Annotated in this window: 20 protein-coding genes; 6 read left to right on the top strand and 14 right to left on the bottom strand. The window is 65.9% G+C overall.

The window, feature by feature from the left end; all coding sequences use genetic code 11:
* Positions 1 to 60: 60 nt before the first annotated feature.
* Genes BSY239_RS16055 through BSY239_RS16040 form a run of 4 tightly spaced genes read left to right on the top strand, consistent with a single transcriptional unit; the run spans position 61 to position 4,557 of the window.
* A complete protein-coding gene (locus tag BSY239_RS16055) occupies positions 61 to 1,011 on the top strand; it encodes an ABC transporter substrate-binding protein (RefSeq protein WP_069047676.1) in 951 nt (316 codons plus the stop codon).
* Positions 1,008 to 3,659 (top strand): PAS domain S-box protein, encoded by a 2,652-nt coding sequence (locus tag BSY239_RS16050; RefSeq protein WP_069047675.1) that lies wholly within the window; start codon positions 1,008 to 1,010, stop codon positions 3,657 to 3,659. The genes BSY239_RS16055 and BSY239_RS16050 overlap by 4 nt, the downstream gene beginning before the upstream one ends.
* A complete protein-coding gene (locus BSY239_RS16045; protein ID WP_069047674.1) occupies positions 3,656 to 4,087 on the top strand; it encodes a response regulator in 432 nt (143 codons plus the stop codon). Before BSY239_RS16050 ends, BSY239_RS16045 begins: the two co-directional genes overlap by 4 nt.
* Positions 4,088 to 4,104: 17 nt before the next feature.
* Positions 4,105 to 4,557, top strand: a complete 453-nt coding sequence (locus BSY239_RS16040; protein ID WP_069047673.1) for a universal stress protein — start codon at positions 4,105 to 4,107, stop codon at positions 4,555 to 4,557.
* Between the two features lie 45 nt (positions 4,558 to 4,602).
* On the opposite strand, the gene BSY239_RS16035 is transcribed toward BSY239_RS16040, so the two are convergent.
* From BSY239_RS16035 to BSY239_RS16015, 5 genes are all read right to left on the bottom strand, one after another.
* Complete coding sequence (locus BSY239_RS16035; protein WP_069047672.1) at positions 4,603 to 6,090, bottom strand: sensor histidine kinase; 1,488 nt, start codon at positions 6,088 to 6,090, stop codon at positions 4,603 to 4,605.
* A complete protein-coding gene (locus tag BSY239_RS16030; RefSeq protein ID WP_069047671.1) occupies positions 6,087 to 7,115 on the bottom strand; it encodes a sensor histidine kinase in 1,029 nt (342 codons plus the stop codon). The genes BSY239_RS16035 and BSY239_RS16030 overlap by 4 nt, the downstream gene beginning before the upstream one ends.
* A 147-nt stretch (positions 7,116 to 7,262) precedes the next feature.
* Entirely contained in the window at positions 7,263 to 8,843 is a 1,581-nt protein-coding gene (locus tag BSY239_RS16025; protein ID WP_069047670.1) for a methyl-accepting chemotaxis protein, read from the bottom strand.
* A gap of 190 nt (positions 8,844 to 9,033) precedes the next feature.
* On the bottom strand, positions 9,034 to 10,431 hold the full coding sequence (locus BSY239_RS16020; RefSeq protein ID WP_156775506.1) for a hypothetical protein: 1,398 nt from the start codon (positions 10,429 to 10,431) through the stop codon (positions 9,034 to 9,036).
* 75 nt (positions 10,432 to 10,506) lie between these two features.
* Entirely contained in the window at positions 10,507 to 11,400 is an 894-nt protein-coding gene (locus BSY239_RS16015; protein ID WP_069049036.1) for a YihY/virulence factor BrkB family protein, read from the bottom strand.
* Positions 11,401 to 11,608: 208 nt separating this feature from the next.
* Here BSY239_RS16015 and BSY239_RS16010 point away from each other — a divergent pair, with 208 nt between their 5' ends.
* Positions 11,609 to 12,292: a hypothetical protein gene (locus BSY239_RS16010; RefSeq protein ID WP_069047668.1), complete on the top strand. Its 684-nt coding sequence runs from the start codon at positions 11,609 to 11,611 to the stop codon at positions 12,290 to 12,292.
* Between the two features lie 97 nt (positions 12,293 to 12,389).
* Here the strand turns inward: BSY239_RS16010 and BSY239_RS23015 are convergent, their stop codons facing one another.
* Positions 12,390 to 13,940, bottom strand: a complete 1,551-nt coding sequence (locus BSY239_RS23015) for a methyl-accepting chemotaxis protein (protein WP_269465944.1) — start codon at positions 13,938 to 13,940, stop codon at positions 12,390 to 12,392.
* A gap of 290 nt (positions 13,941 to 14,230) precedes the next feature.
* Here BSY239_RS23015 and BSY239_RS16000 point away from each other — a divergent pair, with 290 nt between their 5' ends.
* Positions 14,231 to 16,537 carry an MHYT domain-containing protein gene (locus BSY239_RS16000; RefSeq protein WP_069047666.1) on the top strand — a complete coding sequence of 769 codons (2,307 nt, stop codon included), beginning with the start codon at positions 14,231 to 14,233 and terminating at the stop codon, positions 16,535 to 16,537.
* A gap of 258 nt (positions 16,538 to 16,795) precedes the next feature.
* On the opposite strand, the gene BSY239_RS15995 is transcribed toward BSY239_RS16000, so the two are convergent.
* The 8 genes from BSY239_RS15995 to BSY239_RS15960 form a co-directional block, all read right to left on the bottom strand.
* Positions 16,796 to 19,051: an ATP-binding protein gene (locus BSY239_RS15995; protein WP_069047665.1), complete on the bottom strand. Its 2,256-nt coding sequence runs from the start codon at positions 19,049 to 19,051 to the stop codon at positions 16,796 to 16,798.
* Positions 19,048 to 19,554 (bottom strand): hypothetical protein, encoded by a 507-nt coding sequence (locus tag BSY239_RS15990; protein ID WP_069047664.1) that lies wholly within the window; start codon positions 19,552 to 19,554, stop codon positions 19,048 to 19,050. The genes BSY239_RS15995 and BSY239_RS15990 overlap by 4 nt, the downstream gene beginning before the upstream one ends.
* Before the next feature lie 39 nt (positions 19,555 to 19,593).
* Positions 19,594 to 20,685 carry a protein-glutamate methylesterase/protein-glutamine glutaminase gene (locus BSY239_RS15985; RefSeq protein WP_069047663.1) on the bottom strand — a complete coding sequence of 364 codons (1,092 nt, stop codon included), beginning with the start codon at positions 20,683 to 20,685 and terminating at the stop codon, positions 19,594 to 19,596.
* Positions 20,686 to 20,715: 30 nt separating this feature from the next.
* Positions 20,716 to 21,345: a chemoreceptor glutamine deamidase CheD gene (gene cheD / locus BSY239_RS15980; RefSeq protein ID WP_069047662.1), complete on the bottom strand. Its 630-nt coding sequence runs from the start codon at positions 21,343 to 21,345 to the stop codon at positions 20,716 to 20,718.
* 9 nt (positions 21,346 to 21,354) lie between these two features.
* Positions 21,355 to 22,245, bottom strand: coding sequence for a CheR family methyltransferase (locus BSY239_RS15975; RefSeq protein WP_069047661.1), 891 nt, complete (start codon positions 22,243 to 22,245; stop codon positions 21,355 to 21,357).
* Positions 22,246 to 22,306: 61 nt separating this feature from the next.
* Entirely contained in the window at positions 22,307 to 24,430 is a 2,124-nt protein-coding gene (locus tag BSY239_RS15970) for a chemotaxis protein CheA (protein ID WP_069047660.1), read from the bottom strand.
* A 40-nt stretch (positions 24,431 to 24,470) separates the two neighbouring features.
* Positions 24,471 to 24,833 (bottom strand): response regulator, encoded by a 363-nt coding sequence (locus BSY239_RS15965; protein WP_069047659.1) that lies wholly within the window; start codon positions 24,831 to 24,833, stop codon positions 24,471 to 24,473.
* A gap of 66 nt (positions 24,834 to 24,899) precedes the next feature.
* Positions 24,900 to 25,364 carry a hypothetical protein gene (locus tag BSY239_RS15960; RefSeq protein WP_236944086.1) on the bottom strand — a complete coding sequence of 155 codons (465 nt, stop codon included), beginning with the start codon at positions 25,362 to 25,364 and terminating at the stop codon, positions 24,900 to 24,902.
* Positions 25,365 to 25,419: the final 55 nt, after the last annotated feature.

The following is a 25,419-nucleotide window of genomic DNA, read 5'->3' as shown; positions in this document are numbered from 1 at the left end:
GGTGGACAAGGGAGGGGTGATCTGCCGGGCAGATGGTTGCGCCGTGGCTGGCGAGTGCTGATGGCGGCCATGCTGCTGTCGCTGGCGGCCTGTGGTGAGTCGGTCGTACCGCCCATCACGGTGGGCATGAACCCCTGGGTCGGTTACGACCCGCTGGTGCTGGCGCGCGACCGTGGCCTGGCCGATGCAAAACAGCTGCGGGTGGTGGAACTGGCGTCGGCATCCGAAACGCTGCGCCACCTGCGCAATGGCCTGCTCGACGCGGCCACGCTCACGCTCGATGAAACCCTGCGTCTGGTTGACAGCGGTGTGCCGGTGCGCATCGTGGCGGTGCTGGACGAGTCCACCGGCGGCGATGCGGTGCTGGCGGCGCCGCGCATCACCTCGGCGGCACAGCTCAAGGGTGAATTCGTCGCGGTGGAAGACTCGGCCGTGGGCGCCCTGCTGCTGCAACGCACCTTGCAGAAAGCCGGTCTGACACGCGCCGACGTGAAGGTGACCAACATCGAAGTCGCCCGCCATCTCGAGGCGCTGCTGTCGGGCCAGGCCGCGGCGGCCGTGACCTACGAGCCTCTGGCGGGCGCGATCGAAGCCGCCGGCTTTCGTCGGATCTTCGACAGCCGCGAACTCCCGGGCGAGATCCTGGATGTGCTGGTGGTGCGCACCGACGTGCTGGAGCAGCGCCCCGAAGCGGTGGACGCTTTGCTGCGAGCCTGGTACGCCGGCCTGGACCTGTTCACGCGCGACTTGCCCGGCGCAGCGGAGTTGCTGTCGCGGGGCACCGACCTGTCGCCGGCTGCCTACCAGGCGGTGTTGGGGGGACTGGCATTTCAATCCGCCGGCGCTTGCGCGCAAGAACTGCAGGGCGACCCACCACCGCTGGTGGAAAAAGCCTTGATCGTTGCCGGCGCCCTGCAGTCGATCGGGCTGCTCCAGCGCACGCCACGCTGGCAAGAACTCATCGACGGCGCGCCCATGCAGCGCCTGCAGGCGGGCGGCAAAGCGCCATGAAGTCGCTGTTTTCCCGCATGACCTTGCCCGGGCGTTTGCTGGCGCCCCTGGTGCTGGTGCTGTTCGCTCTGACCGCGTCCGTCATCAGCCACGTGGTGCAGGTGGGCAATCTGGACGTGCAGGTGATTGACCAGGAGACCCGGCGCCTGCGCGAGCGCATGAGTGTCGAGCAAAGCCGCCTGGACTCCTCGGCTGCCGTGGACAACCCGACGCTGTTGCGCCGCCTGGTCGGAGGACTTGGCCTGTACAGCGGCATGCGCCACATCTACCTGCTCGATCGCGACAGTCTGGTGGAAGCTTCGCTGGTGCGGTCGGACATCGGCCTGGCCTTCGGCGAGGTACTGCGCCAGCGTGCCGACCTCGCCGAGGTCAACAACGTCGTGTTCAGCGACCTCTCGAATGTGGCCATCCGGATCCTGCACCTGCCGTCCTCGCAGCAGTTGGTGGGCATTGCCCCCCTCACCACAGGCCGGCGCCTCGTCACCGTGGTCGACCTGAGCCTGCCGCGGGCGGTGCGCCTGGCCGACCTGCGAGAAGACGCGTTGCGCGAAAGCCTGACGCTGCTGGGTGTGGCCGCGTTGTTGGCCCTGCTGATGCACCTGGTGTGGTTTCGTCGGGCCCAGCACCTCGCGTCGACCCTGCAGCGCATGGGCAACGGCGAACTGCAGGCGCGCGTGGCACTGCAAGGGCGCGACGAACTCGCCATGATCGGCAGTGAGGCCGACCGCATGGCCGAGCGGCTGCAGGCCGGTCAAGGCCAGCTCCGGCACCTGGTGGACCTGGTCGATCGCTCGCCCGTGGTGGTGGTCGAATGGAACAACGAGCCCGGTTGGCCGATGAGCTATGTGAGCGAGTCGGTGGACCAGTGGGGTTACCAGCCTGCCGACCTCTTGCGCGGTGATCGGCACTACGCAGGCCTGATCCACCCCGACGACATCGAGCGCGTGAAGCTGGAGGCGGCCCGTTATTTCAAGGACGGCCCCGACGAGCACCGCCAGGAATACCGGTTGCGCTGCGCCGACGGAAGCTGGGTCTGGGTGGACGACCGCACCACGCTGAGCCGCGATGCACAGGGCACCATCACCAGCATCAGTGGCGTCTTGCTTGACATCACGGTGCAGAAAGAGGCGCAGCTCGCGCAGCAGGAACAGGCCGAGTTCCTGCGCCTGTTCTACGAGCTGCCTTTCATCGGCATGGCCATTTCGGCGCCAGGCTCCACGCGCTGGGTGCAGGTCAACAGCCAGCTCTGCACGATCCTGGGCTATTCGCGCGAAGAGCTGCTGCGCATGACCTGGTCCGAGATGACGCCCCAGCCCGACCTGGACCGCAACCTCGCCCTGCGCGACGCGATGCTGACCAACGGGACCGACAACTACATGATGCAGAAGCGTTTCGTGCGCAAGGACGGCAGCTTCGTGCACACCGAGCTCGACGTGCGCGCAGTGCGCAACCCCGACGGCACGCTCAAGCACCTGTTCGCGACCGTCAAGGACATCACCGAGCGGCTGCAGGCCGACGCCGCGATCGGCAAACAAAAAGACCTGCTGGAGCTGGCCGAGTCCATGGCGGGGCTGGGCAGCTGGGAGTACGACACCCAGAGCCACAGCATCTGGTGGTCGCGCCAGATGTACCGCAACACGGGGCGCGACGAAGCGCTGGGGCCACCGTCCGATCTCGCCGCCTACCTCGCCTACATCCACCCCGACGACCAGAAGCGGGTGGACCTTTTCATGCGTGCCATCCCCCACGACACGTCCATGAGCACCGCCGAGTTCCGCCGCCACCCCGACCTGGGACCCCTGCGCTGGTTTCGCGGCAGCGTGCAGAGCCGGCCCATGGCCACTGCCGGGTTCTACAGTTACAGCGGGACCTTGCTGGACATCACCCAGCTCAAGCAGGCGCAGGCCACGCTGGAACAGACCAACGCCGCGCTGGAGCAACGCGTGAACGAACGCACCGCCCAGCTGCGCGGTCTCAACGAGGAACTCGAAGCTTTCTCGTACACCGTGTCGCACGACCTCAAGGCGCCGCTGCGCGGGATCGATGGCTACAGCCAGCTGCTCGAAGAAGAGCACAGCAGCCTGCTCAACGAAGAAGGTCGCCAGTTTCTGACGCGCATCCGCCGCGGCGTGCGGCAGATGGGCGACCTGATTTCCGGGCTGCTCGACTATTCGCGCATGGAGCGCCGCGCCATGGAGCACCAGCGGGTGGACGTGCCCGCGTTGGTGGCCCAGGTGATCGAAGGCCACAGCGCCGATATTGAAACCACCCGGGTGCGCCTGAGCCTGCAGTTGGAGCCCATGGAGTTGCGGCTCGACCGCGAGGGCATGGCCGTGGTGCTGCGCAACCTCGTTGGCAACGCCATCAAGTTCAGCCGCACCCGGGCGCAGCCCGAGGTGGAAATCGGTTCCCGCACCGAAGGCGAGCGGCGCATGCTCTGGGTGCGTGACAACGGCGTGGGTTTCGACATGAAATACCACGACCGCATCTTCGGCATCTTTCAGCGCCTGCAGCGCGCCGAGGACTACCAGGGCACCGGCCTGGGTCTGGCGCTGGTGGCCAAAGCCGTGCAACGCATGGGTGGACGCGTGTGGGCCGAGAGCCAGCCCGGACAAGGCGCCACCTTTTTTCTGGAGTTCCCGTCATGAACAAGCCCTCCACCATGCCGCCGATCCTGCTGGTTGAAGACAACCCGATGGACCTGGACCTCACGCTGCGCGCCTTCAACAAAAAGAAGTTCTCCAACACCATCCAGATCGCGCGCGATGGTGAAGAAGCGCTGGCCTACTTTCCACGGTGGGAAGCGGGCGAGCCCCTGCCCGCCGTCATACTGCTGGACATCAACCTGCCCAAGGTCAATGGTCTGGAGGTGCTGCAAAAACTCAAGAGCCACTCCGAGTTCCGGCGCATTCCGGTGGTGGTGCTCACGTCGTCGCGCGAGAATTCCGACCTCAAGACCGCTTACGACCTGGGCGTGAACTCCTACATCGAGAAGCCGGTCAGCTTCAGCAAGTTCATTGAAGTGGCCGAGCACATCGAACTCTACTGGTGCCTGCTCAACGAGCGGCCCGTCTGACAACCAAGGAATTCGCTATGATCAAGATCCTCATCCCCGTCGACGGCTCGGCCCAGTCCATGCACGCGGCCTACCACGCCATGCGCCTGGTCAGCTCGGGCCTGAAGGCGCGCTTCGTGGTGGCCAACGTGCAGGAAGGCCCCAACCTCTACGAGCTCGTGGTCGCCCACGACCCCGACGTGTTGCACGAAGTGAGCGACGCCGCCGGCCACGACCTGGTGCGCCCCGCCGTGGCGCTGTTCACCTCGGCCAGCCAATTGGTGGAAGAAGCCGTGGCCAGCGGCGACCCCGCGCACACCTTGCTGGAAATGGTGGAGAGCCACGACTGCGACGCCGTGATCATGAGCGCCCACGGCAGCGGCGAGGGCGAACGCGGCCTGGGCTCGGTCGCGCAGCATGTGGTGCAGCACTGCGCTGTGCCCGTGACGATCGTGCGGCCGGCGCGTGCGGAGGCGTCTGAGGAGGCCTGAATTCGATCTCTGTTGTCGGTCGAGGCTGGGAAGGACCGTCCGTCCTCAACCCTGAAGCGTGAAGAAAAAGGTCGAACCTTCGCCCGGGACCGATTCGGCCCAGGCGCGGCCGCCGTGGCGCGCCACGATGCGTTTGACGATGCTCAGGCCGATGCCCGAGCCGCTGAACTCGTTGTGGTTGTGCAACCGGTTGAAGGGGGCGAACAGCCGTTCGGCGAACTTCATGTCGAAGCCGCAGCCTTCGTCCCGCACGAAGAACGCCGGGCCCTCTTCGTGCATGAAGCCGCCCACCTCGATGTGGGTGGTCTCCTTCCTGGCGCTGAACTTCCAGGCATTGCGCATCAGGTTGTCGAGCACACAACGCACCAGGGTGGGGTCCGCCAGCGCCGTCAGGTCCGGGGCAACGGTGATCACGGCCCGTCTGTCGGGCTCGGACGCCATGAGCAACTCGCCGAGCTCGCTGGCCATCTGGCTGATGTCGACCTCGGTCACGCTCATGGCCGAGCGCGACAGGCGCGACATTTCCAGCAGGGCATCGATGAGGGCACCCATGCGCGTGGCCGAGGCGCCCATGGTCTTGAGCAGCTTGACGCCCGGCGCACCCAGCCCGTCGGCATAGTCTTCGATCATCACCGTGCTCAGCCCGGCGATGGCGCGGATGGGTGCCCGCAGGTCGTGGGCCGCGGAGTAGGTGAAGGTCTCCAGCTCGCTCAGGCTCTGTTGCAGCTCGCTGGTGCGCTCGCCCACCTGCAGCTCCAGGCTGTCGTTGAGCTGGCCCATCTGGATCTCGGCGGTCTTGCGCTGGGTGATGTTCTGCACGATGCCGCTCAGCCGCTGACCGGGCAGCGGGCTGGCGTCGATCTTGATCCATCGGTCGCCATGCGCGTCCTTACCCACCCGGAACTCTTCGCTGAACTTGTGCAGAGGCGCGGTGGACGCGTCCATCTGCGCAGCCATCGCGGGCCGGTCCGCCTCGTTCATGCTGGAGAGGAATTCCGCGAACGTGAGTGCGCAGTTGTTCGGTTGGCCCATCAGGCTTGCCGAGCCGGGTGAGAGGCGCACCTGGCCGCTGGTGCAGTCGAATTCGACCGTGCCCATGTGGGCGGCGTCCAGCGCCTGCTGCAGAAGGCGCTGGCTCTCGGCCAGGGCTTCTTCAGCCAAATGCCGCTCCAGAGCCATCTGGATGGTGGCGTGCAGCTCGCGTTCGGAAAACGGCTTGATGAGGTAGCCGTAGGGGCGCGTCTTGCGTGCGCGATCCAGCGTGGAATCTTCCGAATAGGCGGTGAGGTAGATCACCGGCACCGGGCTGGTTTCGTGGATGCGCGCGGCCACATCGATGCCATCCATGCCGCCTTCGATGTGGATGTCCATCAGGATCAGGTCGGGCCGGGTCTTGGACACCAACTGCAGCGTCTCCTTGCCCGAGACGGCGACATCGGGCACGTGGTAGCCCATCTGGGTGAGGCGCTGCTGCAAGTTGAAAGCGACGATGGCTTCATCTTCGACGATCAGGATGTGTGCCGTGGCGTTCATGGTTTGTCGCCCATGCGGAAGGTGAGGGTGAACCGGGTGGGGTGGCTGCGCTGCACCTCCAACTGGCCGTGCAACTGCCGCGTCAGCAGGTTCACCAGTTGCAGGCCCAGCGACTCGGACCTGGCCAGGTCCATGCCGGGGGGGATGCCCTGGCCGTCGTCGCTGATGGAGAGGTGGACCACCTGGTCGGCATCCTGGTGGATCTCCACCACGACCGAGCCGACCTGATCGTTGGGAAAGCCGTGCTTGAGCGCATTGCTCACGAGCTCGTTGACGATCAGGCCGCAGGGAATGGCCTCGTTGATCGGCAGCTTCACATCGCGCGCCTGGATGTCGATGCGCACCTGCCGCGACCGCGCGCCGTACGACTCGGTGAGCCGCGGCAGCAGCTCGCCCAGAAAGCGCTGGAAGTCGACCTGGGCGAAGTTTTGCGACTGGTAGAGCGTCTGGTGGATCAGCGACATGGAGCGGATGCGGTTCTGGCTGTCGCGCAGAAGATCGACCATGTCGGTGTCGCTGATCTTGAGGGCCTGCAGGTCCAGCAGGCTGTGGATCACCTGCAGGTTGTTTTTCACGCGGTGGTGCACTTCCTTGAGCAGCAGGTCTTTCTGCTGCAGCGCGTCCTGGATGCGTTTTTCACTTTGTTTGCGCTCGCTCAGGTCCAGGATCACCGACAGGATCATCGGACCCTCGCCCGTCTCCACCGGGTTGATGCCGATCTCCACCGGAAATTCACTGCCGTCCTTGCGCAGGCCGCTGAGATCTCGACCGGCGCCCATCGGTCGCGCGCTGGGCTCCGACAGGAAGCCGCCCCGGTAGCCGGGGTGCCTGTGGCGGTAGCGCGAAGGAATGAGCGTCTCGACCTTCTGGCCGATCAGTTCTTCGCTCTGGTAGCCGAAGGTCGTTTCCGCCAGATCGTTCATGCGGATGATGTCACCTTCCCTGTTGACCACGATCATGGCCACCGGAATGCGGTTGAAGGCCTGTCCCAGGTACTCGTCCAGCGCGATGCGTTGGGTCGTCATCGGTGCCTTCTCCTGTGCGAGGAAGCCCGTTGGCAGAAGGCTTCGCTTCGTTGTTGTCGGTGCGGCCAGTGTACGCTAGCGAACATATGAAAAGGCGTGATCAAGTCGACGCGGCTTGCGCTCAAACCTCAATTGGCGAACCCGTGTTCAGGCGGCCTGCTTGCGGTTGTCGAGGCGGAAAATCTTCACTGCGTCGTTCATCACGCGCGCCTGCGCCTGCAGCGAGCTGGCCGCAGCCGACAGCTCCTCCACCATGGCCGAGTTCTGCTGCGTCACCGAGTCGAGTTGACCCACCGCCTGGTTGATCTGCGCCAGGCCCATCGACTGCTCGTGCGTGGCACCGGTGATTTCGGCGATCAGGCCGTTGACCTGTTCCACCGAGCCCACCACGTTGGCCATGGTCTGCCCGGCGCTGTGCACCAGCTGGCTGCCGTGCGTGACCTTGTCGGCCGACTCGTCGATCAGCACCTTGATCTCCTTGGCGGCGCTCAGCGTGCGCTGGGCCAGGCTTCGCACCTCGCCGGCCACCACGGCAAAGCCGCGGCCCTGTTCGCCCGCGCGGGCAGCTTCCACCGCCGCATTCAAGGCCAGGATGTTGGTCTGGAAAGCGATGCCGTCGATCACGCCGATGATCTCGCCGATGCGCCGCGACGACTTGCTGATGTCGTCCATGGTGGCCACCACCTGGTTCATGGCTTCGTTGCCTTCGCGCGCCACGGTGGCCGAGCGCTGCGACAGCACCGAGGCTTCGCGCGACGAGTTCGCGCTTTGCTGCACGGTGCTGGTGAGCTGCTCCATCGAGGCGGCCGTTTCTTCCAGGCTGCTGGCCTGCGATTCGGTGCGCGAGGACAGGTCGGAGTTGCCGGCGGCGATCTCGTTGGACGCCACCTGCACACCTTCCACCTCGTGGCGCACGTCGGACACCACCGCCTGCAGGTTCACATTGAGCTGGTTCAGCGCGCGGCTGAGTTCACCGAACTCGCCACGGCTCTCGCCCTTGAAACGCGCCGACAGGTCGCCCGCCGCCATCTGGTTGGCAAAGGCGATCGATTGTGTGAGCCGGTTCAGGATCTGGCTGCGCAGGCTCAGCGCGGCGAAGGTGGCGATCGTCAGCAGCAATGCGCCCGCGCCCACATGGGCCACAGTGCCCTGCGCGGCGGCGTATTCACCGATCACCAGGCCCACTGCGGCCAGGCCGACGGAGGAAATGGCGATGCGTTTGCCCAGGGTGAGCTGCGCCATGCGCTGCAGCCGGCCGAGCAGGCCTGTGCTCACCACTCGGCCCTGGTGCAGGGCGATGCTGGCGTGGCCCGATGCGGCTTCGCTGCGCATGCGGGCATAGAGCGCCTCGGCGTCCTTCACCTGATCGCGCGTGGGTTTGGTGCGCACCGACATGTAACCCACCGCCTGGCCGTTTTCCATCACGGGCGTGGCGTTGGCCACCACCCAGTAGTGGTCGCCGTTCTTGCGGCGGTTCTTCACCAGCGCCGACCACGGCTTGCCACTGGCCAGCGTGGCCCACATGTCGCGAAACGCCTCGGTGGGCATGTCGGGGTGGCGCACGAGGTTGTGCGGTTGTCCGATGAGTTCCTCGCGGTCAAAACCGCTGACCGCGACAAAGGCGGGGTTGCAGTAGGTGATGCGGCTTTGCAGATCGGTCGTCGAGACGAGGGTCACGCCCTCGGGGATGACGAACTCCTGGTGGGTGACGGGCAGGTTGGTGCGCATGGGGCTCTCGCTGGTGGGTTGACGACAGGGCACCAAGCACGTCGAGCGCCTGTGTTCGGTACCGTACAAATGAAGTATCGGCAATACCCACAAACAATGAAGGGCTGATATTGGTGGTCTTTCCGGCCCAATACCACCCCATGCACCGGGCGACCGGACGGTTTTGCGAGGCCGCCGCGGTCGGGGGACTTCAGCCCGCGTAGCCCGCGGGCAGGAAGTTCAGGCGGCCGGTGGTGGTGGCGAAGTGCACCACCACCGCCTTGTCCGCCGGCAGCAGGCCCATGCCGCGTGGTCTCAGCGAATTCAGCAGTTCCAGGCAGTCCTCCTGGCAGTTGGACCGCATGAGTTGCAGGATGGCCTCTCGCAGACCAGCGCTGCGCACTTGCACGCCACCCGCCTGGGTGGCCTTGCACAGCAGGGCGACGATGGCGCCGCAGTAGGTTTGCTCGTAGGGCGTGGCGTACAGGTACCTGGCCACCTCGGTGCCCACTTCTTTGGGCGCGCCCTTGAGCCGCATGAACTCGCCCAGGGCTCCGCGGATGAAGTCTTGGGAGAACCAGAGGTGGCGCTTGGCATTGGCCTCGATGGCCAGTCGCATGGGACGGCTGAACTCACCCCGGGGGCCCAGCGCCGTGAGCGACCGGTTGCGTTGAAGGCTGTCTTCGAAGTTGTGCCGGAACGCATCGCTGCACAGCGCAACGCCGGGAAGCTCCAGGGTCTGCAGGGTGGAGTTCTCCGCCATGGCGTGGGTCACGCATTGCATGCAGAAGGCGGCAAAGGGGAGGTTGCCCGGTGTCGCGACCTGGAAGTTGAGCTGGGTGAGACCGGTGCGGTTGGTCCTGAACATCTCGAACAGGATGACCGGGTTGCCCGGCGAGGGGTGTCCGGCGGCGCCCAGCGAGCCTGGTGCGGTGTTGCAGTGCAGGTCCAGCGACGTGATGCGGGGGTTGGCCAACAGCGTGGCGGTGATGGCGGCGTAGTTCAGCGGCGCACCCAGGCTTCGCAAGATGGCGCTTTCGAGCTTGCGCCAGTGGGCCAGCGCTGGCAGAACGCGGTCCATCTCCAGCGCCTGCGGCATCTGGTCGTATTCATGGGACCAGGTGAATTCTTCGATCGTGGGCGCGTCGGCGACGAAGTTGACGTGCGCGTCGGCAAAGCGGCAGTTCACGAAGCCCAGTTCCGTGAGCTCGCAGCCCGGGGCGGTAAGGGTGGCCTGGAGCTTGGCGCAAGCCGGGGCCGTCAGCACCGCCTGGGTGACGGTGAAAGACGACACGCAGGGCACCTGGTTGATGTGTTCGGCAAAGAACTCGAACAGGCCGTCGGGCAAGGGCGGCATGTCGTCCTCGGCGTCGTAGGCGCCGCTGAGCACCACATTGCTTTCGCCGGTCACGCCGATGAGGTCCAGCAGGAGGGCCGGTTCGTTGGCCAGCACCAGCTTGCGTTCGAGCGAACGGTATTTTTTGGTGTCGGGTTCCTGGCCGTCCAGAAAGTCCTGCACCGTCTGACCTTGCAGAAATTCCGATTGGGGGTTGCGCACCATGGCGCGGCGGTTGTGGACGGGGTGGGCGGTGTCGGTGGAGCGTTTCACGGCGGCCTTCGGGTGGTTGGGGCCCCGTTGGACTCGCGTGGACATGGCACCGGTTCCGCCCCCCGGCGATCGCGCCTAGGTTGGTGAATGGGGCGGGTTCCGGGGCATGGGCTGCGGCGCCCAGCCCTTGAGCGAGCCGTGCCGGTGGGCATAGACGCTGGTGAATTCGGCACCCAGCAGGAACACCTGCGCCGAGTAGTACACCCACAGCAGCAGCACCACGATGGACGCCGCCGCGCCGAACACCGAGGCCACGCCGCTGCGCCCGATGTACTGGCCGATCAGTTCCTTGCCCACCGTGAACAAGAGCGCGGTGATGGCCGCGCCCAGCCACACATCGCGCCAGGCCACGGGCACGCGTGGCATCCACTTGTAGATCATGGCGAACACGGTGGTGACGAAGAGGTAGCTCAAGCAGAAGTTGATCAGGTCGGCAATGAGCGCCAGCGCACCCAGCCACGGCGCCCACCACTTGCCCAGCGCCGCCATGGCCGCACTCAGCACCAGCGAGACCATGAGCAGAAAGCCGATGCCCAGCACCATGCTGGTGGACAGCAGACGCACTTTCAGAAAGCGCAGAAAGCCGCCGGTTTCGGGGTGGGGGGGAGCGCGCCAGATGCGATCCATGGCGTCCTGCAGCTCGGCAAACACGGTGGTGGCGCCCGCGACCACCACCACGATGCCCACCAGCGTCCCCCAGATGCCCGCCTCGGGGCGGTCCAGGCCTTTGAGCAGGGAGTCCACCGCCACCGCGCTGTCGGTGCCCACCAGCTGGGTCAGCTGGGCCAGGATCTCGCCGCGCGCGGCCGGCTCACCAAACAGCAGGCCGGCCACCGAGATCACGATCAGCAGCAGCGGCGCGATGGAAAAGAGGGTGTAGAACGCCAGCGCCGCTCCCATGCTGGGCGCGTAGTCGTCCAGCCAGGCGTTGATGGTGTCTCGGATCAGGGCCCATGCGGTGTTCAGCATGGTGTGGGGCGCGGGAAGAGGTGCATGCAGCGCATTTTCGTGGCCCATCAGCCTCTGGATGTGTTCGCTGGCGCACGGTGGGGCGCCTGTGCCGGTGTGTTTGCCGAAAAGAAGACGCCAGTCGGCCTCAAGTTCGCGCGAGGCGAGCCGATAGAGAGCCAAGAACACCGGGCATGTTTCCGCCCGGTGGCCCTTTGAGAGGTCCGCCATGATCAACATCTCCACCACCAGCCCCGTGTCCTGGCCCACGCCGCCGTCCGCCGCCGTGGCGCCGGTGGCGGCCACGCCGCCGATCCAGCCGGTGCAGTCGGGTGGGCGTGAAGCACAGCACGATCTGGAATCCCGGCGCGAGGCGCGCCGAACGCGCGCCCAGGCGGATGACGAGGCCAGCCCGGCAGCACCGCAGCGCGCTTCCGACGCCGAGCCGAAGGCCAGCGCGCAGGTCCGTCAGGAAGCGGCGGCGCAGCGCGCCGAGCAGGCGATCAAGAAGGCCGAGGCCGACAAGGCCAGCCACCGCAAGGCCATGGACCGTTTGCAGGAGGTGCTGGCCAGCATGTGGGCGGCCAGCGCCGCGGTGGTCGACCAGGCCCTGGGGCTGGAGCCCAAAGCCGAGCCCCTGCCCGGCAACCAGAGCGACACTGCGCCCGACCTGTCGGCCGTGGCGGCGTCCACCATCTCACGCCGTTTGTTGCCCAGTGCCAAAGTGCCCGGGTCGCCCGAGCAGGCCGAAGCAGACAACATGCCCTGGCCGGTGATGCCGCAAGCCGCGGAAGAATCTGCGGCCGAGGTCGCACCTCAGGTGCCTGGCGGCGAAGTGATTGCCTACGACGAGAACGGCCAGAACAGCCTGGCACCGCTGGAGGTGGGCACGCTGCTCAGCGAGAAAGTCTAAAACTGCTGGGGCGCCGACCGATTCGCCGCCGGGCCGCCCCAAGACGAATCAGCCCCCTTGGGGGGCAGCGACCCGCGCAGCGGCGGAGCGTGGGGCTTCAGCCTTTCAACTTGAACACCGCGACGGCGCTCACCAGATCGGCCGCCTGCGTGCTCAGGCCCGTGGCGGCTGCCGCCATCTGCTCCACCAGCGCGGCGTTCTGCTGGGTGGCCTGGTCCATCTGGGTCACGGCTTCGCCCACCTGACCGACACCGGCGCTTTGTTCGGCGCTGGCGTTGCTGATCTCTTCCATGATCGAGGTCACGCGGCGGATCGCCGCCACCACCTCGGTCATGGTCACGCCGGCGCGGTCCACCAGGGCGGTGCCCTGGCCCACGCGCTCGGCGCTGGTGGAGATCAGGCTCTTGATCTGCTTGGCTGCCTCGGCGCTGCGCTGCGCGAGGTTGCGCACCTCGCCGGCCACCACCGCAAATCCGCGGCCTTGTTCTCCCGCGCGGGCCGCTTCCACCGCTGCGTTGAGCGCGAGGATGTTGGTCTGGAAAGCGATGCCGTCGATGACACCGATGATCTCGGCGATCTTCTGGCTGCTGTCGTTGATGTCCTTCATGGTCGAGACCACCTGGTTCACCACGTCGCCGCCCTGCGTGGCCAGGGTCGATGCCGACTGCGCCAGTTGGTTGGCGGTGCGGGCGTTGTCGGCGTTCTGCCGCACGGTGGAGCCCAGCTCCTCCATCGAGGCCGAGGTCTGCTCCAGCGCGCTGGCCTGGCTCTCGGTGCGGCCCGAAAGGTCCGAGTTGCCCGAAGCGATCTCCGAGCTGGCGTTGGACACACCTTCGGCTCCCATCCGGACCCGGCTCACCGATTGCGCCAGCCGCTGGGTCATGGTGTTCAGGGCGGCCATCGCACTGGTGGTGTCACCTTGCTTCAGGTCAATCGTCACACTCAGATCGCCTTGCGCCACCGATTCGGCCACGCGCTTGAGCTGGTCCGGGTCGGCGCCGAGTTGTCGTGTCACCTGGCCGAGGTACCAGGTCATGCCCAGCAAGCCTGCGGCCACCACCAGCACCGCGCCGATGACCACGTCGCGGTCCAGCTCCGAGAACTCCTTGACCTCGCCCACGCGGAACTTCAGCCGCTCACCTTGTCGCTGTTTCTCCAGCGCCAGCGGCGCCAGCAGCGCATTGCGTGCGGGAATCGTCTTGTCCACCAGGAACACAAAGGCTTCTTCCTTTCTGCCTTCCTGGATCAGCGCCACGTTGGCCGAACCCTGTTTCCAGAACTCGTCCATCAGACCGGGCAGCGGAGCGAAGGCCTTGCGCCCGTCTTCGTCGATCATGCCGCTGCCGAACGCCTCGAGCTTCTCCATCAGCAGTTTCTTCTTGGCGGTCACGTCGTCCAGCGTGGCCTGCAGCTCCTGCGGGTTGCGCGCGAGGATGGCGTGGCGCACCTGCAGCGAGGCACGGGTGACGTTGAGTTCCAGCTCGGCGATCAGCTCGAGCTGTGGCACGTTGGTCTTGCTGATGCGGTCGGCCGCGGCCATGACCTTGTCCATCATGAACCAGACCGTGAGGGACACGAGGATCAGCAAGCCGATCAGGGTCGTGTTGATGAGCAAGAGACGTCTTGCAAGCGTCATGCGACCGGACATGGTGGCTCCTTGGTGGGGGGGTCCGGGGTTTCGCCCGGTCGGCGACTTTCTCGATCGCCTGACCGGATCATCCCGCGTGGGTGGAGCTTGAAACCCCTTATGAATCGGGGGTTTTGGGGCTTGTTCGCGGGTTTCACCGGCTTCCCGAGATTTCGACCCGTCGCGCGCCAACTTGATGGTGTGAGGCGATTTGTATGTTCGGTATCGAACATATGACTGTGTGAACTTGTTCCTCAAGTTCAACGCGGATCGAGTCGAGGTACAGACAACACTGGCCAGCCATTGCGCTCATGACCGATTCCCTTCCGCTCCCGGACGATGTTTCCCTGTTGTTGCTGGGTCATCACGAACCCGCCTTGGTGGTGCTGTCGGTGGGACTGGCCGTGCTGGCCGGGGTGGCCGCCATGGTGGTGTCGTCGCAGGCCGACCGCTTTCGAGGCGTGTCCGCCTTGTGCATGGTGCTGGCCGGTGGCCTGGCGCTGGGTTCGGGCGTTTGGGCCATGCACTTCGTGGGCATCCTCGCGCTCGACCTGTGCCGTGCGGCGGGCTACAGGGTGGACATCACCCTCCTGTCCATGGTGCCCAGCGTGCTGGCTTCGTCGCTGGCGCTGTGGTTGCTCATGCTCAAGCGACAAAGCACCACCACGCTCTGGCTCGGCGGGGGGCTGTTCGGCCTTGGCGTGGGGGCCATGCACTACACCGGCATGTTCGCCCTGGAGGGCATGGACGGCCTGCACTTCGATCCCGTGATGGTGGCGGTGTCGGTGGTCGTGGCGGTGCTGCTGGCCGTGTGGGCACTCTGGGTGCGTCAGGCCTTGCAGCGTTGGCGCCCGGAGCTCTCCGCGGCATGGCGCAATGCGCTCTCGGGCGTGCTCATGGGTCTGGCGGTTTCCGCCATGCACTACTGCGGCATGGCTGCGGTGCACTTCACCGGCACCCCGCCATCAGGCGATGCCTCGCAGGCGGGCTCGCCGTGGTTGATGGCCGGCATCGCCGTCACCGTGGCCGCGATCTCGCTTCTGGTGGTGCTGCTGTCCATGGTGATCCGCCTGCGCGGCCTGACCGCCCGACTCCAGTACATGCAGTCGGTGGTGGCCAGCTCGCACGACGCGATCGTCACCAAGACCACCGAGGGTGTGGTCCTGACCTGGAACCAGGGTGCCACCGAGATCTTTGGCTATTCGTCCGACGACATGGTGGGGCAGCCCATCACCCGCCTGTTCAAGCCGGAGGACCTGCACACGGAGAAAGACCTGCTCCAGCGCGTGCTGGCGGGTGAATCGGTGCCCAATGCCGAGGTCGTTCGCCTGCGCAAGGACGGCAGCGAAGTCCACCTGTCGGTGACGGTCTCGCCGATCCGCGACGAGGCCGGGCGCATCGTGGGTGCGTCCAAGCTGGCACAGGACATCTCGGACCGCAAGGCCGTGGCCGACCTGCAGCTGGCCAGGTTGCAAGCCGAGAAGGTGGCCGAGGCGCGGCGCACTTTTCTGGCCAACATGAGCCACGAGGTGCGCACGCCCATGAACGCCATCCTGGGCTTCATCACGGTGTTGCTCGACGGCCCGCTGCAGCCGGAGCAGCGTGAGCAATTGCAGGTGGTCGAAAGCTCCGCCCGGTCGCTGTTGCGCCTGCTCAACGAGATCCTGGACACCGCCAAGCTCGACAAGGGCCTGGTGGAGTTCGAGATCTGCCCCTTCAGCGTTGACGCGCTGGTGCGGGAGTTGACGCTGGTGCACGGCGCGTCGGCCCAGGCCCAGGGCATCGAGCTGCAGGTGACGGTGCAACCCGGGGTGGCGCCGTTTTTCGAGGGCGATGGTTTTCGCATCCGACAGGTGCTGGGCAACTTGCTGGGCAATGCCATCAAGTTCACCCCCTGCGGTCACGTGAAGCTGGACATCTCGTCCGAGCGGGGCGGGCTGCTGTTCAAGGTCATCGACACCGGCGTGGGCATGCCCGCGGCCTACCTCGACCAGATCTTCGAGCCGTTCAGCCAGGTCGATTCCTCCACCACGCGACGCTTTGGTGGCACGGGCCTGGGTACCACCATCTGCAAGAAGCTGGTCGATCTCATGGGAGGCACCATCACCGTGGTCAGCGAACTGCATCAGGGCAGCACCTTCACCGTGTGGCTGCCGCTGGCGGTGGCCCACATCGAGGAACTGGTGTCGCCGGTTCTGGCCCGCGAGGTCGCCTTGCCCCGACTCAACATCCTGATTGCCGACGACGTGCTGTTGAACATCGAGGTGCTGCGGTTGATGCTGGGCAAGGCGCACCGGGTGGTCTGCGTGGGCTCGGGCGCCCAGGCGGTGCAGGCAACGGCTGAGGAGCGTTTCGATGTGGTGCTCATGGACGTGCAGATGCCCGAGGTCGACGGCCTGGAGGCGACCCGGCGCATCCGCCTTCAGGAGCGGGCCGCAGGACAGCGGCCGGTGCCCATCATCGCGCTGACCGCCAGCGCGCAGAACCAGGACGTCGTGGCCACGGCCGCCGCGGGCATGAACGGCTTCGTCACCAAGTCGTCCCGGCTGCCGGTGTTGCTGGAGGAAGTTTCCCGCGTGCTGGCGCTTGAGCAGACCGAGCCCGCGGCGGTTTGCTGATCTCGACCCGGTGAACTGCAAAGAACCGTTGTGCCGCTCCGTGCCGCGCGCCGGTCGCGGTTGTCCGCCCCGGGAATGAACCTCGGCAGCTCCGTCTGCCCTTCTCTGTGGGTCAACGGGACAAACTTCCTGACCATTCCTGACCAGCAGCCCGGGTCTGCAGTGCCTGCGGGCGTTGGGTGACCTGGAGCGCGTGGCCCGGCAAACCCGATCCCTGGCCTAGGCCAGGGCGCCCACCTTGCTGGCGCGCGCCGGAGGTCAGGCCTGCTCGGCCGTCGCGAACTGCTGCAGGGCCAGCTGCGTGCGGGTCATGTCGGCCAGCAGCTGGGTGCCCAGCTCGCGGCGCAAGGCGGCGTTGTCTTCCGGGGCCAGGCGCTCGATCTGGGCCGAGGTCCGCACCAGCGCTCGAAAGCCCAGCAGCATGGCCGTGCCCTTGAGCTTGTGCGCGTCGTAGGCGATCTGATCCGCGTCTCCTGCCGCCAGTGAGGCCAGCAGCACGTGCACGCTGCCCTCGGGCGGCTCGAACAGGGTGGACAGCAGTTCGTCCATGGTGTCGGCCGGCATCATCGCCACGATCTCGGTGTACGACTCCGTGTCGATCAGCCCGGCCGCGCTGGCATTGAGCTCTTCCGGTTCGGGTGCCGCCAGCTCGGCGCCTGGCGCCGGGTCGCTTGCCGGGGCGGTCGCGGCATCGAGCAGACCGCAGCGCTGCAAGGCTCGCTGCAGGTCTTGTGCCTGCAGGGGTTTGCTGGCGAATTCGCTGACGCCCACATCCAGCGCCTTTTTGCGCGTGTCGTTCACCACGTCGGCGGTGACCAGCACGACCTTGATGTCCTTGTTGGGACCCTCAAGAGCGCGAATGGCCTCGGTGGTGGCCATGCCGTCGAGCACCGGCATGTGGTAGTCGAGCAGCACCACGTCGAAGCTCTGGCGCTCCAGCAGCTGCAGGGCTTCCTGGCCGTTTTCGCAGAACACCGCCTCATGGCCCATGCGCTCCAGCAGGATGTGCATGTACTTGAGGTTGATCGGGTGGTCTTCGGCCACCAGCACGCGCAGCCGGCGCGTGTGGCCCGGCTGGTCGCTGACGTGCTCTGCCTGCGCGGGCGCGACGGTCTCGGGCAGGATCAGGTGCACGGTGAACAGCGAGCCCTGGCCCGGTTCGCTGTGGACCTCGATGCTGCCGCCCATCATGTTGGCGAGGTTACGCGAAATCTCCAGCCCCAGCCCGCTGCCGCCGATGCGCCGGCGCACCGAGTTGTCGGCCTGGTAGAAGCGGGTGAAGAGCTGGGCGACGGTGGCCCGGTCCATGCCCATGCCGGTGTCCTGCACGGTGATGCACACACCGGCCGGTGTGTTGTCCAGTCGGGACAGTCGGGCCGTGACGCTGCCCTGGCTGGTGAACTTGACGGCATTGCCCAGCAGGTTGAAGAGGATCTGGCGCACGCGCGTGGGATCGGCCATCACCCACTCGGGCAGATCGTGCGCGGTGTCGACCTGCATCGTGAGGCCCTTCTCGCGCGCCGCGGCCCGCATCAGGCCTTCAACCTCCTGCACCAGCGAACGCAGGCGCACCGGTTCGGGCGCCAGGCGCAGCGTGCCGGACTCCATGGTCGACACGTCGAGGATGTCGTTGAGCACACCCAGCAGGTGTTGCGCCGAGTCGCGCGCGGTCTGCACGTAGTCGCGCTGCTGGCCCGAGAGCCGCGTTTCGTCGAGCAGGTTGAGCATGCCCAGCACACCCTGGAACGGTGTGCGGATTTCGTGGCTCATGTTGGCGAGGAACACGCTCTTGCCGTGGTTGGCGGCCTCGGCCTCGTCCCTGGCCACGGCGAGTTCGCGCGAGATGGCTTGCAGATTTTCGTACTGCACGACCTGGCGGCGCAGGTGACGCACCAGCAGCGCCACGAACAACAACAGCACACCCGCCTGCACGCCGGCCAGGGCAATCACCAGGCGGCCCTGCTCGCGCAGCTGGATGTTGCGTTCGTCCACAAAACGTGCGGTGGCCCGGTTGGCCTCGCGTGTGAGTTCGCCCAGCGCCGGCTCCGTCTGTTCGATGGTCTGAATCAAGGCCAGCCGCGTGGAGCGCTGTGCCAGCAATCCGGCGGGGTCGGCAAAGACCGGGTCGGCGTCGGTCACGAAGGCGTTCACCAGCCGGATGGCTTCGAGATAGGCCGGCGTGGTGTTGAGCAAGTCGCTGCGCGGCATGTCGGTCACCAGCGCGATGCGGCTCACAAACACGTCGTATCGTTCGACCAGGAAATCGGGCTCGACCGTGGATTCGGGGTCGAGCGAGCTGTGCATCGCGTAAGCAAGGTGACCGAGTTCACGCTCGAGCTGGTAGGACTGCCACATGATCGAGTCGATCTGGTTGACCGCCACGTCCTGCATCAGGTTGAACTGCTTCCACTGGATGTAGCTCAGCGGGGTCAGGGTCACCAGCAGCGCCGCACCGATCGCGGCCACCCAGTGCCCCACACGCCAGCTTCCCAGGCCGGTGGGTCTGGTGTTCATTTCACGTCCAGTGCCTTGAGCTGCCAGATCGAGCGCTCGTAGTAGACCGACGTGCGCAGCTCAGCGGCGTTGTCAAACGGATAGACCACGAACAAAGGGCCCTTGCTGCGCACGGGAATGGGCTTGTCGTCGATCAGGCGCGCCATGAGCACACCGTGCTTGTTCACGTCCTCGACCGGAATGTTGATCGCGTAGTCGTTGATCGCCACCGCGCTCACGGTGGCGCCGCTGGCTTTCACCGCGGCGAGAACGTCGGCCAGCAGCGGGCCGGTGAACTTGACCGGCTTGTCGTACCAGGGTGTGCGGGTGGTGAAGCTGTGCTGGGGCAGCTTCTCGATCATGGCCATGTCGAACACGGCGAGTTCACCCTTGTTGGAGGCGCCGATCTTGCCGCTGACGCTGAGCACGGTGCGGCCCTTGGGCATCTCCAGGCTCTGGGCAAAAACCAGGGGGGTGGCCGCGGCCAAAGCCAGCAGCAAGGTGAAGCAACGACGCGTGTTCATGGTGGTGTGTCCTGAAGACGTTTGGGGAGATTGGGGAGGTCAGATGCGGTGGCGCACGCCAGCGGGTGCGCTGGCCAGGCGGTTGAGCACGGCCGAGGCGATCTGTGTCAGCGGCAGGATCTCGTGCGCGGCTCCGTACTGGATGGCCATGCGCGGCATGCCGAAGACGACGCAGCTGGCTTCGTCCTGCACGTAGTTGTAGCTGCCGGCATCTTTCATCTCGCGCATGGCCTGCGCGCCGTCGGCGCCCATGCCGGTGAGCATGATGCCCAGCGCGTTGGGGCCCAGCACGCGTGCGGCCGACTTGAACAGCACTTCCACCGAAGGACGGTGCCGGTTCACGGGTTCGGTGTCTTCCACCACGGCCACGTAGTTGGAGCCGCTGCGGTCGATGCGGAAGTGGTGGCCTCCGGGGGCGATGTAGGCGTGGCCGGGCAGGATGCGCTCGCCGTGCCGCGCTTCCTGCACGCGGATGCGGCACAGCGTGTTGAGCCGGTTGGCAAAGCTGGTGGTGAAGCCCGGCGGCATGTGCTGGGTGATCACGATGGCAGGCGCGTCGGCCGGCATGGGCATGAGCACCTCGCGGATGGCTTCCGTGCCGCCGGTGGAGGCGCCGATGCAGATGATCTTTTCGGTGGACACCCGCGGCAGCGCCGCGCGCGGTGGCTCCGCAGCGCCGCCACCAGCTGGGGCAGAGCCGGCACCCGACGCGGGCGGCAGGCGCTTGACGTGAGCGCCCGCCGCCACGCGGATCTTGTCCACGATGTCGCCGGCGAGCTCCTGCAAACCACTGCTCACGCCGATGCGCGGCTTGGCCACGAAATCGACCGCGCCCATCTCGAGTGCGCGCAGCGTGGTTTCAGCGCCCTGTTCGGTGAGGGTGGAGACCATCACCACGGGCATGGGCCGCAGGCGCATCAGGCGCGAGAGGAATTCCAGCCCGTCCATGCGCGGCATCTCCACGTCCAGCGTGATCACGTCGGGGTTGGTTTCGCGGATCATCTCGCGCGCCACCAGCGGATCGGCCGCAGCACCCACGCAAGTCATGTCGGCCTGGCGGTTGATGATTTCGGTGAGCAGGCTGCGCACGAGGGCGGAATCGTCCACCACGACCACTTTGATCTTTGCCATGGTCCTCTCCTTGTCTTCTTGTCGCTTGTTTCAGAACAGGTCCACCGAGCCGCCGGTGATCGCCTTGGCGACCACGGACGCGCTGCTCTTGCGTTCCTGTGTTTCCAGTGTTTCGGGGTGCGAATGGGCCAGCCGCTTGACCATGGCCTTGCCGGTGGCCGGGAAGTAGCAGACCTTGCGCGGGTGGATGTCCAGCACGTCCTTGGAGATCACCGCGATGCGTTCGGTCTGCAAATAATCCAGCACGAACTGCGTGTTGCGCTCGCCCACGTTCATGGTGGTGAAGGTGTGCATCACCTGACCACCACCGAACACCTTGGCCTGCATGGTCTCGCGCCGGGCGCCGAGCTTCATCATTTCGTTGATCAGCAGCTCCATGGCGAACGAGCCGTAGCGCCCGCCCGCGTCCATGCCCCCGTCGGGCAGCATGAAGTGGTTCATGCCGCCCACGCGGACACGCGGGTCGTAGATGCAGGCGGCGATGCAGGAGCCCAGCACGGTCATCACCAACATGTCGTCGGCGGTCACGAAGTACTCGCCGGGCAGCACCTTCACCGCGTCCTGGTGGAAGTGGTGGTCGTGGTAGAAAAAACTCGCCTCCCCAGCCTTGCGCTTGCTGGCCTTGAGCTGGTCGAGTTTTGAGAGGGGGGCTGCGATCATGCCGTTGCCTTACAGGCGCTCGTACACGGTCTTGCCACGCAGGGCAAACAGGTTGCGGGCGTCGCTGAAGTTCTCGGCGTGGCCCACGAACAGCATGCCGCCGGGTTTCATCACACGGTGGATGCGCTCGAGCACCTGGCGCTGCGTGGCGGCGTCGAAATAGATCATCACGTTGCGGCAGAACACCACGTCGAACGGTTCACGAAACGGCAGATCGTGGATCAGGTTCACGGTCTGAAAGCTCATGTTCTTCTGCAGCTCGGGTTTCACCCGCATGAAGCCTTCGTTGCTGCCCTTGCCGCGCATGAAGAAGCGCTGCATGCGTTCCGGGCTCAGGCCCTTGGTGCCGTCGGCCTTGTACACACCGCGTTGTGCGGTGGCCAGCACCTTGGTGTCGATGTCGCTGTTGACGATCTCGAACGAGCCGCTGGCACCCAGGCCCTCGGTGGCGGTGATCGCGATGGAATACGGCTCTTCGCCGGTGGAGGCGGCCGAGCACCAGATGCGCCAGTTCTGCGAACGTTTGGCGGCAAACATCTGCGCCAGGATCTCGAAGTGGTGTTGCTCCCGGAAGAACGCGGTGAGGTTGGTGGTCAGCGCGTTGATGAACTCCTGCCACTCGGCGCCGTCGTGGTGTTCGAGCCAGTCCAGGTAGGTCTTGAAGCTGTCATGGCCGGTTTCGCGCAGGCGGCGCGAGACGCGGCTGTAGACCATGGCGTGTTTGCCGTCGTGCAGGCTGATGCCGGCCTTCTTGTAGATCAGCGCCTTGATGCGCGAGAAGTCGGCGTCGGACCAGACGAACTCACGGCCCTCGGCCAGCGGGCCGTCGTCGGACGCGGGCGTCCTGGGGGGCGGCACCGGACGCGCAACGCGTTGGGGGGAAGGGCTTTGCTGCAGCATCGGGTGTCCTGACCGGTTGGGGACTGGGGCGCGCCAGGCGCGCTGATTGTCTTGAAAGGCTTCAGTGCCGCGAGCGGCGCACGAGGCTGGAGGTGTCCAGGATCAGCGAGACCTTGCCGTCGCCGAGGATGGTGGCGCCCGATACGTTGGGCACGCGCCGGTAGTTCGATTCCAGGTTCTTGATCACCACCTGCTGCTGGCCGAGCAACTCGTCGACCATGAGCGCCACGCGCTGGCCGTCGGCTTCCACCACGACCATGATCGGGCTGGCGCCGCTGTGCTCGAAGCGCGGCACCTGGAACACACGTTCCAGCTCGATCACCGGCATGAACTCGTCGCGCACCTTGACCACCTGGGCGCCTTGCGCCAGCGTGTTGATGTCGGTCGGCTTGATCTGGAAGGATTCGATGACGCTGGACAGCGGCAGGATGTAGACCTCGTCGCTCACCCGCACCGACATGCCGTCCATGATGGCCAGGGTGAGTGGCAAGCGCACCGAGACGCGCATGCCGTAGCCTTCGGCGGAATCGATCTCCACCGTGCCGTTGAGCGCGGCGATGTTTTTCTTGACCACGTCCATGCCCACACCGCGACCGGACACATCGGTCACCTGGTCGGCGGTGGAGAAGCCGGGGGCGAAGATGAGGCCCCAGACCTCGGCATCGGTCATCGAGTCGGGCGCGTCAATGCCTTTCTCGCGCGCCTTGCTCAGCAGCTTGTCGCGGTTGAGGCCTTTGCCGTCGTCGCGCACTTCGATCAGGATGGAGCCGCCTTCGTGTGTGGCCGACAGCGTGATGGTGCCGTGCTCGGACTTGCCCTTGGCGCGGCGCTCGTCGGGCATTTCAATGCCGTGGTCGCAGCTGTTGCGGATCAGGTGGGTCAGCGGGTCGGTGATCTTCTCCACCAGGCCCTTGTCGAGTTCGGTGGCTTCGCCGTGCGTGACCAGCTCGACCTTTTTGCCCAGCTTGGTGGCGAGGTCGCGCAACATGCGCGGGAAACGGTTGAACACCACCGACATCGGGATCATGCGGATCGACATCACCGCTTCCTGCAGGTCGCGGGTGTTGCGGTCGAGGTCGGCCAGACCCGCCAGCAGCGGCTGGTTGGCGCCGTCGTCGAGCTCTCGGCTCTTCTGCGCCAGCATGGCCTGGGTGATCACGAGTTCGCCCACCAGGTTGATCAGCTGGTCGACCTTGCTGACCGAGACGCGCAGCGTGCTCGACTCCATGGCAGCAGGTGCGGCGGCGCGGGCGTCGGCCTTGGGCGCTGCCGCGGCTTTGGTGGTGTGTTCGGGCGCGTTGACCACCGCCTGGGCAGCGGCCACGGCATGGGCGGGCACGCCGGGTGCGCCGTCGAAAAAGCCGAAGTCCTGACCGGCGGCCGGCACGGGCGCGGCCGGTTCTTCCTCGGCGGCGGCGGGAGCCAGATCCACGATGCGGATCTCTTCCTTGCTCACATGGAAGGTGAACAGGTCCATCAGGTCGGCATCGGACGAGGTGGTGGTGGCGCGGTAAACGCGCTTGTTGGCCTGGTCGCAGGGCAGGGCTTCGATGGTGCCCAGGCCGGGGATGTCGCGGAAGAGTTCGGCCACACCCTCGGCTTGTGCCACGTTGTCCACCGGGCCGATGTGGATTTCCAGTTCGCGGGTGGCCTTGACCACGGGCTTGTTGATCACGCGTGCCGGGGCGGCGGCGGGGGCCTCCACCACAGGGGCGGCCACCACCGGTGCGGGAGCGGCTTCGGCAACGGGGGCCGCGGCCTCTTCACCGTTGGCCAGCGTGTAGATGCGGGCGACCAGGTCGCCGGTGGCGGGGGTGTCATTGCCGCGGCCCTGGTGGTGGGCAAGTTGCAGGCGCAGCGCGTCGCTGGATTCGAGCAGCACGTCCACCATGGCGGCGGTGGGGTTGAGTTCGTGGCGGCGCAGCTTGTCCAGCAGCGACTCCATCTGGTGCGTGAGTTCGGCCACGTCGGCAAAGCCGAAGGTGGCGGCACCGCCCTTGATCGAGTGGGCGCAGCGGAAGATCGCGTTGAGCTCTTCGTCGTCGGCTTTTTCCACGTCCAGTGCGAGCAGCATCTGCTCCATCTGGTCGAGGTTTTCGCCCGCTTCCTCAAAGAAGATCTGGTAGAACTGACTCAGGTCAATGTCGTTGGCCAGGCTTTGACCTTCGTTCATCATTTCACCCATGTGGGGTCTCCTTGGCTGCTGGTGAGCGGCGCGCGATTGTTTAACGAATGACTTTTTGGATGACTTCGATCAACCGGGCGGGATCGAAGGGTTTGACCAACCAGCCGGTGGCGCCCGCGCTGCGGCCGGCCTGCTTCATCTGGTCGCTGGACTCGGTGGTCAGGATCAGGATGGGCGTGGTCTTGAATTTGGGGTGCTCGCGCAGCTTGCGCGTGAGGCTCAGCCCGTCCATGTTGGGCATGTTCTGGTCGGTCAGCACCAGGTCGATGCTGTGGGTCTGCGCTTTGTCGAAAGCATCCTGCCCGTCCACCGCCTCGACCACGTGGTAGCCCGCTCCGGTGAGGGTGAACGCCACCATTTTTCGCATGGAAGCCGAATCGTCGACGGCAAGAATGGATCGCATGGCTAACTCCGTGTTTCAGTCAAATATCGGCAGATACCGGGGGGTCTTGAATCGGGGCCTGTTTGCTCAGAACAGGTCGATGGAGCCGGCGTCCATCTCGCTCTGTGTCACCGGGCTGGGACGCTCGGGCATGGGGTCCAGGCCCAGCGGTATCTCGCCCTCTTCGGGCTCCATGGCCTCTTCGGCCAGGCGCCAGGCGCAGCTCTGCAGCACCTTGCTGGTGTGCACGATCAACTGGGTCGCCATGTCGTGGAACTGGAGTTCGGTCACGGCCTGGTGCAGGTTGGTGCGGATGGGGCCCAATTCTTCCTGGTGTTCCTCGGGCAATGTGCCCAGGGCCGCGTTGGTCGCGCCGAAGCGCTCCATGAGGTTGGCGGTGGCGTGGTCCAGCAGGCCTTCCAGGCGCTGCAGGTCGGTCACGGCCATGAGCAGTGCGTCCTGAAGGTTGGCCACCAGATTCACGGGCAGGGAGACGCACGGCGGGGCATGCTGCATCGTCAGGTGGTCCATGGAGTTGCTCGTGTAGGGCATGTGGAATAGGGTGGGCAGTACAATTTTCGAGGTCTGTAAGAAGCTGTATCGGCAG

Source organism: Hydrogenophaga sp. RAC07, from assembly GCF_001713375.1.
Classification (GTDB): Bacteria; Pseudomonadota; Gammaproteobacteria; order Burkholderiales; family Burkholderiaceae_C; genus Hydrogenophaga.
This window is presented reverse-complemented; position numbering and strand designations above follow the sequence as displayed.